Below are 12,854 nucleotides of genomic sequence, written 5' to 3' on the forward strand. Positions count from 1 at the left end.
TATTTATCGGGGGAAACCTTTCTGAAGAAAGGCTTTCCCCCGAACCCCTTTCCAAAGACTTTTTTAGCTGATTTTTTCTCAGATAGGGCACACCAAAAATAAAAAAAACCCGCAAGTAATACAGGGTGTGCCCTATCTGAGAAAAAATAAAACTGAAAGTTTTAGGGAGAGAGTTTGAGAGAAGCCCCTTTTTCAAAAGGGGTTCTCTCAATAAATACTACAAAACTGCTATATGGGTATCGAGGTTAAGCAGGCTTTTTGTTTTGCTTATATTTACTTTAATACCGAAGCATCGGGTGCTGTGATATTATCGGCAGTTATCTTATACTTGATAACTGTCTTTTTGTTGTTGGGGTCTTTTCCTGTGGGGAAGAAACATACATTGAATTCGTTCATGTCCTCATTGAGGATAAATCCGCCTACGAGACCGCTGAACTGTCCGTTTGAAGGAATGGTGAATGGATCGACGAAATACTTGTCGTCCTTGAAGTGGCTGCCTGCATATAGCTGAGTGCGTACCTCGGAATAAAGCTTGGTGCCGGCAGGGAGCTCGATATAGAAATTATTGAGTGTGCTGAGTTCGTATTCCTTATCGGTATTGTTGCGGAGAGTTATATCAAAGAAGATGAACTTTGCCTTTTCGTCGCGCATACCGGGGTCAACAACAGCGTTCAGTGTGAAATCGGTATCGTTTTCGGATACCATAGTTCCTAATTCACCGTTTATAACATTAACGCCTATGGAAGAAAGGTCAACAGGCGATCTTTCGTCATCGGCAGCATGAGTAGGGCGTGGCTGAGGTGTTGTCGTTGATGACTGCTTTTTGCCGAGACAGCCTGCGGAAGCAGAGGCTGTTAAAACAGCTGCAAGAAGCAATGCATAAAGCTTGGTCTTTTTCATTTTTTCTATCCTCCGAATTGCAAAAGCCGCTTTGCGGCGTATTTTTATTTATAACATTTATAGTATATCACATTTTACAGCGGAATGTCAAGATTTATTAGGATAAGCGAAAAATAATAAAAGATCGTAAAAAAGAAAAATAACACTTGCAAAACATAGTAAACCTATGGTATAATTATATTTGCAAACTGCTTGAAAGGAGCGTACCTATGAAAATATCTACAAAAGGCAGATACGCACTCAGAATGTTGTATGATCTTGCTGTTCATCAGGAGGAAGGGTATGTATCGCTGAAGGATATTGCCGACAGACAAGGTATATCCAAAAAATATCTCGAACAGATAGTTCCCCTTCTTAATAAAACAGGACTTCTCAGAACTAATCGCGGAAACAGGGGCGGCTATATGCTCTCAGGCAAAGCAAGTGAGATCTCTGTGGGTGATGTATTGAGAGCTACAGAGGGAAGTCTTGCTCCGGTAGCCTGTCTTGAATTTGAACCCAATGAATGTCCGAGAGTCAATGAATGTTCAACACTTTTTGTCTGGGACGGGCTTTATAAAGCTATAAACGAATATCTTGACGGCATATCCCTACAGACCATAATAGACCGTGGCAATGTTAGGGGCGGAGACTATTGTATATAGATCAGACCCTGAACATCAGCTGTCAGGAAATCGGCGCAGCTGTGCGCTTGTTTAAATGAACGAGAAAACAAAAATCGGAGCTGTAAAGCTCCGATTTTGCTGTATAATGGCATATAAGAATTATTCAAACATAGGAGTTGAAAGGTAACGCTCGCCTGTATCAGGAAGGAGTGCTACGATAGTCTTGCCCTTGTTCTCGGGGCGCTTAGCAAGCTGTATAGCAGCCCATACAGCAGCACCTGAAGAAATACCAACGAGTACGCCGTCATTTCTTGCAATGCTTCTGCCTGTTTCAAAAGCGTCCTCATTTGTAACTGCGATGACCTCATCATAAATGCTTGTATTAAGTGTCTCAGGAACGAAGCCTGCGCCGATACCCTGAATCTTGTGAGGACCTGCTGTGCCCTCTGAGAGAACAGGTGAACTCTTAGGCTCTACAGCAACTACCTTTACATTTGGGTTCTTTGACTTGAGGTAAGCACCTGTACCGCTTACGGTACCGCCTGTACCAACACCTGCAACGAAGATATCTACCTTTCCGTCAGTATCGTCCCAGATCTCAACACCTGTTGTCTTTTCGTGGATAGCAGGGTTAGCAGGGTTAGTGAACTGTGAAGGGATAAAGCTGCCCTTGATCTCGGAAGCAAGCTCCTCAGCCTTTGCGATGGCACCCTTCATGCCCTTTGCACCCTCTGTGAGAACGAGCTCTGCACCGTAAGCCTTCATAAGGTTGCGTCTTTCGATACTCATTGTCTCAGGCATTGTGATGATAAGTCTGTAGCCTCTTGAAGCAGCAACGGAAGCAAGACCGATACCTGTATTACCGCTGGTAGGCTCGATGATAACGCTACCCTCGTGGAGAAGTCCCTTAGCCTCGGCATCGTCGATCATAGCCTTTGCGATCCTGTCCTTAACGCTTCCTGCCGGGTTGAAGTATTCAAGCTTAGCGAGGATAGTAGCTTCAAGCTCGTTGTTCTTTTCGAGGTTTGTGAGTTCGAGAAGAGGGGTTCCGCCGATAAGGTCAGTTATCTTCTTATAAGTTTTCATAAATAATATCTCCTTTTATATAAATATAATTAAATTTGCGTGTTATTAAAAGCTTTTCTACAACAGATATTCAACATCGTTTTGAAGGAATACTGTACATTCATCTCACCTCATCACATTCTACTATATTTCCTATATGTTTGGTATGATTTTATTATAACAGCAATATTTACATTTGTCAACCCCTTTTTAAGAATTTTTTTCAATTTTTTTGTGTAAAAAATAAAGCTCCCGAAATATCGGGAGCTTTTGAACTTTTAGTTTGACTTTGGCTTTTCGCCTGTGGAAGCAGATGAAGCGAATTTACCGAATTCACCTGACGGGATAACGTCCTCGACCTCCATAGCATTTGAATCGTAGTAGATCCATACCAGCATAGCAGCCATACCCGGGTTGTTCTTGAGGTTTATGCGGTAGCATACCTCTTCGCCGGGCTTAGCGGAAACGTTGTCGCCGTAAGCTACGAAGCCTGACTCTGATGAAACGTCCTGAGCCTCGATATCTCCGCCGACTCTGATATTACCCTGAATGATCTTATCGGGCTTGAGTGAATCGCCGCCGATAGTTGAGAAATCAGGGTTGAATCTTATACCGTAATCCTTCTCGGGGATATTTTCCTTGAGCTTGAAGTATACCTCGATGAAGTCGTCGTTGAATACAAAGTCCTTATCCTTTGAGATATCCATCCAGAGACAGTATCTGCTGTCGATCTTGCTCACATAGTTGCTTGGAGAAGCAGAAGTTGCATCTTCGGCAGCCTTTGTAACGATCTGTGTAACTACCTGACCCTGAGCGTCTGTAGCCTTTTCGCCGTTTGCCTCAGTTACCTCAACTATCTCTGTAGCAGGCTGTGTAGGATCAGCAGCGTCAAGAGGAGTAGCAGCATCAGGAGCTTCTGCAAGTCCGAGATCGGCAGGTGAACCTGACTGGAAAGGTGTTACGATAACAGCGCCCTTTTCATTATCTAGATGTTCGAGGGTAGGAGAAGTTTTATCTTCTGTTGCGGAAGTCGGGCTGTTTGAATCATTGCCTGTTTCCTTCTTGTTTGAGTTCATACATGAAACTGCTGACGTAAGCATAACACAGGCAACAGTTGCAGCAGCGATCATTCTTTTTCTTAAATCACTCATAGTTTTGTATCCTTTCATTTCATATAAGAGTTTTATACGATCAAAAATGCGAAGCAGTGCTCTCCGCTTATCTTAATCTAATTATACACGCGCGTTTGGTATTTGTCAAGCCGAATAACAAATTGTAATCAATTCTTTGCATAATCACCACGGATATTTCATCGTTCTGTCATTTTTTACTTGAATGTCAGAAAATGATTAAGTTATAGGCAGTTTAATAAATAAAATCATACCAATTTAATGTATATTAGTTTAAAACGGATATTGCAAAACAGACGATATCATGTTATAATTATAGTAAGTGTTCTTAAAACCGATATTTGATATGCCGTTGCTGTAAGATACACTATTTTAACTCATGACAAGCAGCAATCGGCAGAGATATGGGGTATCGGCGATGTTTGAGTTTTCGTTATCATCTTTGATGAGGAGAGGAAAATTGAAATGAGGATAAGGAAGATCGCACTGACAATGGCTGCGGTATTAGCTGTAGCAGCAGTCGGCTGCGCAAAGAAAAAGGGGGCTTCTGAGGTTTCTGAGAAAGAGAAGGAAACACAGGAGAAAATTACTACCGTTATTACCGAGGAGGAAACTACAGAGATGGCGACCGAGCATATAAGCCCAGTTGAGACCGTTTCCGCAACACTTAATTCGCAGATAACAGTTAACAGGACTATCGGACGAGCTGAGGGAAGCAATACTATCAAGTTCCCTCTTGCTGACCTTATCGAGGACGGCGACAGAGTAAAGTCGTTTACCTTCACTATCTATTCAACAGACGGCAGTGACATCGGGGGCTTTAAGGGCGGCTGCGGTATAGCTGTTGATACTGATTGTCCTTCTGCGACAAACAAGGGCTGGTACCAGAGCCCTGACTTTTCAGCACCTACTCAGGGAAGCTATGGTGAGATAACATGGGAAGTACCCGAGGAGCTGAAAGACTACATACACGCAGGCGGAGAGGTCCTGTTCGGATACTGGTGGGGCAATTGTGAGAGTATCAGAATAGAGAACGTTGTATGTACATACGAAAGAACGAGAGAGGTCCCTGTTGACGGTATGGGAACGGCAGATGTCGGATTGAGCGTTAATTATTCAGACACCGACAATACTATCCATGTACCTCTTGATTTTATTCCCGATAAGGTAATACCTCAGGTGGTCACCTTCAAGGTGAGTGCGGCAGGAGGCTTCGGAAAATTCACGGGAGCATTCGGCATAAATTCCACCAAGGGGAAGTATCAGTCGGGAGACACGGCTGTATTTACCAATGATTCAAGCATAGAGCTGGTATGGTTCGTGCCTGACAAGGCTAAGGAGTGTATTGCTCAGAACAACGAGCTTGTGCTGGGATACTGGTGGAGCGAGCAGCCTTCCGTTACCCTTGATTCTGTATCCGTAAAGTACAGTCAGGGCGAGGGCTTTACAGGAGAATTCCCTGTTAAGACCACTACAGCTGCGCCTACAGAAAACGTTACTATACAGACTGCAACAGTTGCTGCGGCTGAACGCGGCTTCCGTACAGCAGATGAGATAGTTTCGGAGATAAAGGTGGGCTGGAACCTCGGCAATACCCTTGACAGCTACAAGACCGATAAGAAAGGCCTTGATACCGAAACTTCATGGGGCAATGCCAGAACTACAAAGGAAATGATACAGTCTGTCAAGGCGGCAGGCTTCAATGCTATAAGAATACCTGTAACGTGGGCTGAGCACATGGACGGCGACACTATCAGCGATGAATGGATGGACCGCGTACAGGAGGTCGTAGATTACGCTTATGACGAGGGTATGTTCGTTATAATCAATATGCACCACGACGACTATATCTGGTTCGAGCCGCAGAAGTCATCATATAACGGCGACAGCTTCAGGCTCAAGACTATATGGGAGCAGATATGCCAGCGCTTTGCGGATTATGATGACAGACTCATATTTGAAGGTATGAACGAGCCGAGAACGGTCGGTTCAACAATGGAATGGATGGGCGGCACAAAGGAGGAGCGTACAGTAATAAACGATTACGCTAAGGACTTTGTGGAGGCAGTCCGCAAGAGTGGCGGAAACAATGCTGCAAGAACACTTATCGTAACCACATATGCGGCTTCTGCCGACAGTATAGCGCTCAATGATTTCAGAGTGCCAACAGGCGGAAATATAATTCTTTCCGTGCATTACTACGCACCGTGGAAGTTTGCCGAGGGCTCTGAAACAGCCTTTACCGACAGCGGAAGAGACGAAGTAAGTGCGAAGTTTGCAGAGCTTAAAAAGAAGTTCATCGACAAGGGAACACCTGTGATAATAGATGAATTCGGCTGTGTAAATGCGGCAAGTTCGGCTGTACGCTGCGATTACTACAAGTATTACGTCAGCAGCGCAAAGGCTAACGGTATAAAGTGCTTTGTATGGGATAACGGAAAGATGAGCGGAGAATCAAGCTTCGGCATCTTCAACAGAGGAGCACTTACATGGGACGGCGGACTTCTTGGAGCTATCATGGAAGGCGCAAAATAAGTAATCATCATCTGCCTGTTCATTTTCTGAACAGGCAGTAATCTTAATATGATACAATTACCGAATTAACATGATATAGGGGTGGAACACCATGGATATTTTCAGAAAAAAGGAAAAAATGAGCGATCCTGACCTGTTGAGTTCATATACGATGACTGATAAGAACAGGCTATGCTACAGAAAAATAACAAACGGAGAATTAGCGGCACTTCCGAAAAAATACACAAGTCTCGCAAAAAAGCTGGTATCACCATTAGGATTAGGCATTTTGCTTTGTATAGCGTTCATTTTAGGCTCAATATACTATCTTTTCACTGAAAAAGATACCGCACTTTATATGCGGCTTATGGTGTTCGTTCCTCTTGACCTTTTTGTTGGTGTTTTGACTTATTTAGCTGCTGATCTGGAACTCAGAGAGCGCATAACTACCGAATCAATGGTAATTCCGGGAGTAGTTGTGAAAACAGACGTGGTACGGAGCGGCAAAACCAATAGTAAAGCCTATACTGTTCATACTGTTGCAATACACGGCACAGAGCAGCTTGTAAGTATAAAATACCGCAAGCTTTATTATACGGGACAGACTGTGCTCATCGTAAGAAAAGCAACAGATGCTTTCCTTGTGCCTATATCCGCAGATGCGGCTGAGCATGACAAGGTCGGCAGCGTTGCTGAGGAGTTTAAAGCGGTAAATGCAGAGATCCCCGATTATCAGTACTATGAAAAGATAGATTTTTATCAGCTTACCAAGTATACTGCTTCAGATGATGAATATAAGGCTTTGCCCGAGGATATGCGCTCGTGCAGACCCTTAGGACGCGGACTTACCAGTATTACATGGCTCATCTCCCTTGTCATCACGCTTATTTGCTTAATAGGTATATACAATTGCAAGCAGGAGGGCAATATCGAAAAGGCTATTATTATTTTCGGCGTTATGTTCGTTTCGGGGATAATGCTCCTTATGACATGGGGCGCAGCGTTCAGAAAGCCCCTTGCAGAAGGCTTTACCACCTATGCCGACGGTATAATAATAGACAAGAACGATGAGGCGGGAAGATGCTTTTTTACTATGATATTTCCCGATTCTCAGCAGTATATCCAGTCTCTTGAGACTGAAAGGAAGTACTATGAACAGTTCGGGACAAACGAACGGGTAAGAGTATATTTCAACGAAAAAATCAGAAGAAATTTCGCTGTTTATGTGAGTTTGATGTAAAATTAGTTAAATTTGCCGCTTGACAGAAAAAAGATAATATTATATACTACATTTAGCTGCGGTATTTTTCTGTCAGCAAAAATGCAGCAATAAAATCCATATTCAAACAGAGGAGGAACCTATGAAAAAGTTTTTATCAACATTACTCTCGGCGGCTATGACCGTTTCAGCCATAGCTTGCGTACCATGCAGTGCGGCTGAAAAGATAACAGCTGCGTCGGACAAGTCGGGAATGGTGATTTTTGGCGACAGCATTGCAACAGGCTATACAATGAAGGGAAATGTAGCTCACAACTATGGCGAGATATGCGGCGATTATCTTGGCTGCAAGGTGTCAAACTACGCAGTAGTAGGCGATACTACAGATGATATGCTCGGACGCATAGACAAGCTTTCAGCTGAGCAGAAAAAGAATATTTCCGATGCGGAATATGTTGTTATTTCCATAGGCGGAAATGATATCATGCAGTATATCGCAAAGGCACTTGTGGATTTTGCGTTATCAAAGACTGATAATAACTTTTTCAATGAAGGCTATACAGCAGCAGATATCCCGAAAAATCCTACTATGTCCACACTTACAAAGGTACTGAATATAAACAGTATCCTTTCATACGCAAACAGCGGTATCAGAGCGCAGATAGAGCTCTCTACACTTTTCGGCAATATCGGAAGCAATCTCAGCTTTAAAAATAAGACCTACGAGGGATATATCGAAACCCATATTATCCCTAATATAGAAACTGCTGCGGATAAGATAAAGGCTGTAAATCCAGATGCAAAGATAATGGTTCAGACTATTTATCAGCCTATCCAGTTTGAGCCCACATATATCGAGAAGACATACGGCAAGAAGTCTAACAATGCGACCTTTATCAGCCTTTTAAGATCTCAGATGGAAACTGTAATGGGAAGCTATTCAGATCAGATAAATGCTGTTGACGGCATTGATGTCGTTGATGTAAAGACAGAGTTCACAGCTTATGAGGGCGATCTTTCGACAGATACTCCGGGTAATGCAAACTACTTTGTAGATGTTCAGACAGGCGGACTCTCCACTATGGACGTTCACCCGAACCAGAAGGGACATCTCGCTATTGCGGCAGCTATTCTCAATAAGATAGGCAAGCTCCACGTTGATGACGGCCTTCTCACAGAAGTATACAACGGTATCAGCGACAAGGACAAGTATCCTGCAATAGCTTATGCAACATATAAGAAGGTAGCAGGTGAAAAGCCGACACCTACAACAACTACTACATCAAAAACTACTACTACCACCACAACTACATCGACTACAACAAAGAAGCCAACAACTACAACAACGACTTCAAAGACAACTACTACAACATCTAAGCCTACAACAACAACTACTACATCTAAGACCACAACTACTACTTCAAAGCCAACTACTACCACAACATCAAAGACTACAACAACTACAAAAAAGACAACAACTTCTACTACAACAACAAAGCCTGTTACTACAACTACAACAACACAGCCTGCTAATATAAAGCTGGGCGATATAAACAACGACGGATTTGTTGATTCCGTAGATGCTTCAGGTATCCTTGCCGAGTACGCAAGACTTTCATCAAACAATGCAAAGGGCAAGTTCAGCGAAACTCAGCAGAAGGCTGCCGATGTTGACAAGAACGGTCTTATAGACTCTGTTGACGCTTCAAGGGTACTTGCTTACTATGCTTACATTTCAAACACAACAGATGCAAAGTCAATTGAGGAGTTCATAAAAACTCGTAAAAAGTGAATACAACGACAGCGGACAGGCAAAACTGTCCGCATCGTCATATAGGGAGAATATAAATGAAGAAAATTTATTTTATAGTAAATCTTGTTGCAGGCAAGGCTGTCATCAGCAAGAAGCTGGGGAAAATAATCGACGAATTCGTAAAAAACGGATATGAAGTTACCGTGCATACCACGCAGAGCGGTGATGATGCCGTGGAGCAGGCTGTTTACGCCTGTGAGAACGGCTTTGACAAGCTTGTAGTGGCAGGCGGCGACGGAACATTAAGTCAGTGCCTTCAAGGGGTAATGGGCAGTAACAGAAGGATACCTATAGGCTATGTACCTGCGGGCTCTACAAATGATTTTGCAAAGAGTCTGGGTATACCCTCCGACCAGCTGAAAGCAGCAGTGGTCGCTGCTCAGGGAGAGCCTGTATTTTGCGACGTAGGCGGCTTCAATGACAGATACTTCTCGTATGTGGCTGCCTTCGGAGCTTTTACAAATATAACCTACGAGACCTCTCAGAAAGTCAAGAATGTGTTCGGACACGCTGCGTATATCGCAGACGGCGCAAAGGAGCTTGGTCACATAAAGGCAAAGCCTATGCGCATAGAATACGAGGATATGGTCATAGAGGGGGATTTCGTATACGGCATGGTCACAAATACCTCTTCCGTTGCGGGAATGATAAAAATGAAGGATTTCCTGCTCGATGACGGTATTTTCGAGGTGACTCTCATAAGAAAGCCGCGAAATCCTGCGGAGCTTGGAAAGACTGCTCTTTCACTTTTGAAGAATGATATGACGGATAAGAACATTATCTTTTTCCGCACGAACAAGGTGACTATAACCAATCTTTCCGACGAGCCGTTCTCATGGACAAGGGACGGCGAATACGGCGGCGAAGAAATAGTGAACAGTTTCTGCTGCCATAAAAAAGCAGTGCCGTTCGTGGTGGCAGATAAAGAAAAACTTCCCTTTGAAAAGGAATTGGTATGAAAAAAATCTATGGAAACAAGCAGCTCCTTGATACTCTTGCAGGAATGGCTTCAAGCGGCAGGACTGCACATTCTCTGCTTATATGCGGAGAAAAGGGCAGCGGCAGGAAGCTTATGGCGCGGTACTATACGCAGTCGCTTATGTGCAGCTCTCCTGTAGACGGAAAGCCCTGCGGAGTATGCAATGCCTGCATGAATATAGAAAAGGGGATACACCCCGATGTGATCTTTCCTGAAAAATCAGGCAAGCTCAATAATTTCAAGGTCGAAACCGCAAGAGATGTAATAGCAGATGCATACGTAAAGCCCAATAACAGCAGCGGCTGCAAGGTGTATATTTTCGAGGACTGCCACAACGTTGACACAAGAACTCAGAACTCTCTGCTGAAGCTTATAGAAGAACCGCCTGATTACGCATATTTCATATTTACCTGCGGTTCAAAGTCGGAATTCCTGCCCACTATCATTTCCCGATGCGTGTGCTTCAATACCTCGCCATGCACTGAGGAGGAGGCTGCGCAGGCACTTGCCGAAAGCGGCTATGAGCCCGATGACATACGCAGGGCTGTGGAATGTTTTCACGGCTGTATAGGTATGTGTGAGCATTATATAACAGATGAGGAACTGAGAAAGCGTGTGGATTTGACAAAAGCACTCGCAGATAGTATAATAAAAAAAGATGAGTACGCTCTCAGCGTGGGATTATTCTCCCTCGGACGGGAACGAGATGACGTAAGAGAGGTGCTTTCTATGCTCGACAAGCTTATGCGTGATGCAGCAGTGCTTGGAAAGGACGCAAACGGCCAGACTATAGGCTGTAACCGTGAGACCGCAGCAAGACTTTCGGAGCTTCTCACCGCAGGTCAGTCTGCAAAGATACATTCATGCATTGAAAAGGCGTGGGGCGCAGTCGAGAGCAATGTAAGTATACCGCTGGTGCTGACAGCACTGTGCGCTGAGATAATGGATATCGCAGGATAGACCATAGTTAGGAGCTTTCTATGAAGGAAATAGTCGGAGTACGCTTTAAAAGTGTTGGAAAAATATATTATTTCTCACCCGGAGATATACAGGCACAGGTGGGAGACCATGCAATAGTCGAGACAGTCCGCGGAGTTGAGTGCGGAGAGGTAGTTATTGCTAATCGTCAGATAGAGGACGAAATGATATCGTCGCCGCTGAAGCCTATTATAAGGCTTGCAGACAGCAACGATATGAAAATAGTTGAAAAAAACAAGCAGCGTGAAAAGGACGCTTTCAAGATATGCGAGGAGAAAATTGCATTCCGCAAGCTCAGTATGAAGCTTGTAGATGTTGAGTGTACATTCGATAACAATAAGCTCCTCTTTTACTTTACAGCCGAGAACCGTGTTGACTTCCGTGAACTGGTAAAGGACCTTGCGGCTGTATTCAGAACAAGAATAGAGCTACGTCAGATAGGCGTGAGAGATGAAGCCAAGATACTTGGCGGTCTGGGCATCTGCGGCAGAGAATTCTGCTGTAAGGGCTATATGGGCGATTTCCAGCCTGTATCTATCAAAATGGCTAAGGAGCAGGGACTTTCCCTCAATCCTACAAAGATTTCAGGTACCTGCGGAAGGCTTATGTGCTGTCTCAAAAACGAGCAGAACGCTTATGAGGAGCTTCTGAAGATAACTCCTAAGATAGGCGCTATCGTAGTTACTCCCGACGGCGACAAGGGCAGAGTCGAGGACGTAAACCTTATCACAGGAAAGCTCCGCGTAAAGACCGACAAATCGGAAGTGCCCGTAACTCTTGACAGGAGCGAGGTAAAGCTCCTGAAGGACGCTGAGATAAAGATAAACCGTGAGGAAATGAAGGCACTGAAAAGCCTTGAGGATAAATAATGAACGCACAGCCTAAGACCAATTACGGTCTGCTTCTGGATAAGAAGCTTGCAGAGCTCGAAAAGAGCGGCGAGAGACCGCTTTTGCTGCTCCATGCCTGCTGTGCGCCTTGCAGCAGCCATACACTTACAGTATTGGAGAAATACTTTCGTATAACGCTGTATTTCTGCAATCCCAACATAGCTCCCGAGGAGGAGTTCACATTCAGGTATGAGGAGCTTAAAAGGCTGGTGGGGGAAATGGGGCTTGATATACCTATCATTGAAGAGCCCTATGACCCGACTCCCTTTTATGAGCTTGCAAAGGGGCTTGAAGACCTTCCCGAGCGCGGTGAGCGCTGTCAGAGGTGCATAGAGTACCGACTCCGCAAGGCAGGAGCAAAGGCTAAGGAGCTTGGCTGCGACTTTTTTACAACTACCCTTACTATCAGCCCCCATAAGGACTGCGCCTTTATCAACGAGTGCGGAGCCCGTTTGCAGGAGGAGTGCGGAGTACCGTATCTCTTCTCCGATTTCAAGAAGCATGAGGGCTATAAACATTCGATAGAGCTGTCAAGGCAGTATAATCTGTATCGGCAGAATTACTGCGGCTGCGTTTTTAGTAAAAAGTAGGGGACGGCGTCCTCGACGTCCCGTGTATGGGCGAGCATTTTAATTCGGAATTAGGAATTCGGAATTCGGAATTAATGGTGTCGGCTTCGCCGATAAATTGAAATGATATTCTTAAAATCCATCGCCGTGAGGCGATACATCAATTCCTAATTACGAATTCCGAATTAAACA

At 44.3% G+C, this 12,854-nt stretch carries 11 protein-coding genes; 8 read left to right on the forward strand and 3 right to left on the reverse strand.

The features are described from left to right. Positions 1-273: 273 nt before the first annotated feature. Positions 274-900, reverse strand: coding sequence for a hypothetical protein (locus BUB28_RS12335; protein ID WP_072951858.1), 627 nt, complete (start codon positions 898-900; stop codon positions 274-276). 209 nt (positions 901-1,109) lie between these two features. On the opposite strand from BUB28_RS12335, the gene BUB28_RS12340 reads away from it, so the two are divergent. Next, the gene (locus BUB28_RS12340; RefSeq protein ID WP_072951859.1) at positions 1,110-1,544 is read left to right on the forward strand and encodes an RrF2 family transcriptional regulator; all 435 of its coding nucleotides are present in this window, start codon (positions 1,110-1,112) and stop codon (positions 1,542-1,544) included. 120 nt (positions 1,545-1,664) lie between these two features. On the opposite strand, the gene cysK is transcribed toward BUB28_RS12340, so the two are convergent. Beyond that, positions 1,665-2,591 carry a cysteine synthase A gene (cysK, locus tag BUB28_RS12345; RefSeq protein WP_072951860.1) on the reverse strand — a complete coding sequence of 309 codons (927 nt, stop codon included), beginning with the start codon at positions 2,589-2,591 and terminating at the stop codon, positions 1,665-1,667. A gap of 257 nt (positions 2,592-2,848) precedes the next feature. Next, positions 2,849-3,721, reverse strand: a complete 873-nt coding sequence (locus BUB28_RS12350) for a hypothetical protein (protein WP_072951861.1) — start codon at positions 3,719-3,721, stop codon at positions 2,849-2,851. Positions 3,722-4,165: 444 nt separating this feature from the next. On the opposite strand from BUB28_RS12350, the gene BUB28_RS12355 reads away from it, so the two are divergent. From BUB28_RS12355 to BUB28_RS12390, 7 genes are all read left to right on the forward strand, one after another. Beyond that, positions 4,166-6,235 (forward strand): cellulase family glycosylhydrolase, encoded by a 2,070-nt coding sequence (locus tag BUB28_RS12355; RefSeq protein WP_072951862.1) that lies wholly within the window; start codon positions 4,166-4,168, stop codon positions 6,233-6,235. A 91-nt stretch (positions 6,236-6,326) separates the two neighbouring features. After that, positions 6,327-7,454 carry a hypothetical protein gene (locus BUB28_RS12360; RefSeq protein ID WP_072951863.1) on the forward strand — a complete coding sequence of 376 codons (1,128 nt, stop codon included), beginning with the start codon at positions 6,327-6,329 and terminating at the stop codon, positions 7,452-7,454. A 121-nt stretch (positions 7,455-7,575) separates the two neighbouring features. Beyond that, on the forward strand, positions 7,576-9,225 hold the full coding sequence (locus tag BUB28_RS17430) for a GDSL-type esterase/lipase family protein (protein ID WP_081373509.1): 1,650 nt from the start codon (positions 7,576-7,578) through the stop codon (positions 9,223-9,225). A 56-nt stretch (positions 9,226-9,281) separates the two neighbouring features. Beyond that, the gene (locus tag BUB28_RS12375) at positions 9,282-10,205 is read left to right on the forward strand and encodes a diacylglycerol/lipid kinase family protein (RefSeq protein WP_072951864.1); all 924 of its coding nucleotides are present in this window, start codon (positions 9,282-9,284) and stop codon (positions 10,203-10,205) included. Continuing rightward, on the forward strand, positions 10,202-11,185 hold the full coding sequence (locus tag BUB28_RS12380) for a DNA polymerase III subunit (RefSeq protein ID WP_072951865.1): 984 nt from the start codon (positions 10,202-10,204) through the stop codon (positions 11,183-11,185). The genes BUB28_RS12375 and BUB28_RS12380 overlap by 4 nt, the downstream gene beginning before the upstream one ends. A gap of 20 nt (positions 11,186-11,205) precedes the next feature. After that, positions 11,206-12,072 carry a PSP1 domain-containing protein gene (locus BUB28_RS12385; protein WP_072951866.1) on the forward strand — a complete coding sequence of 289 codons (867 nt, stop codon included), beginning with the start codon at positions 11,206-11,208 and terminating at the stop codon, positions 12,070-12,072. After that, positions 12,072-12,683: an epoxyqueuosine reductase QueH gene (locus BUB28_RS12390; RefSeq protein ID WP_072951867.1), complete on the forward strand. Its 612-nt coding sequence runs from the start codon at positions 12,072-12,074 to the stop codon at positions 12,681-12,683. Before BUB28_RS12385 ends, BUB28_RS12390 begins: the two co-directional genes overlap by 1 nt. Positions 12,684-12,854 lie beyond the last annotated feature (171 nt).

This window comes from Ruminococcus flavefaciens (genome assembly GCF_900143025.1).
Taxonomy (GTDB): domain Bacteria; phylum Bacillota; class Clostridia; order Oscillospirales; family Ruminococcaceae; genus Ruminococcus; species Ruminococcus flavefaciens_I.

Coding starts and splice junctions, on each gene's coding strand:
- BUB28_RS12335 (WP_072951858.1), bottom strand. CDS start 900: ATGAAAAAGACCAAGCTTTATGCATTGCTTCTTGCAGCTGTTTTAACA.
- BUB28_RS12340 (WP_072951859.1), top strand. CDS start 1,110: ATGAAAATATCTACAAAAGGCAGATACGCACTCAGAATGTTGTATGAT.
- cysK (WP_072951860.1), bottom strand. CDS start 2,591: ATGAAAACTTATAAGAAGATAACTGACCTTATCGGCGGAACCCCTCTT.
- BUB28_RS12350 (WP_072951861.1), bottom strand. CDS start 3,721: ATGAGTGATTTAAGAAAAAGAATGATCGCTGCTGCAACTGTTGCCTGT.
- BUB28_RS12355 (WP_072951862.1), top strand. CDS start 4,166: ATGAGGATAAGGAAGATCGCACTGACAATGGCTGCGGTATTAGCTGTA.
- BUB28_RS12360 (WP_072951863.1), top strand. CDS start 6,327: ATGGATATTTTCAGAAAAAAGGAAAAAATGAGCGATCCTGACCTGTTG.
- BUB28_RS17430 (WP_081373509.1), top strand. CDS start 7,576: ATGAAAAAGTTTTTATCAACATTACTCTCGGCGGCTATGACCGTTTCA.
- BUB28_RS12375 (WP_072951864.1), top strand. CDS start 9,282: ATGAAGAAAATTTATTTTATAGTAAATCTTGTTGCAGGCAAGGCTGTC.
- BUB28_RS12380 (WP_072951865.1), top strand. CDS start 10,202: ATGAAAAAAATCTATGGAAACAAGCAGCTCCTTGATACTCTTGCAGGA.
- BUB28_RS12385 (WP_072951866.1), top strand. CDS start 11,206: ATGAAGGAAATAGTCGGAGTACGCTTTAAAAGTGTTGGAAAAATATAT.
- BUB28_RS12390 (WP_072951867.1), top strand. CDS start 12,072: ATGAACGCACAGCCTAAGACCAATTACGGTCTGCTTCTGGATAAGAAG.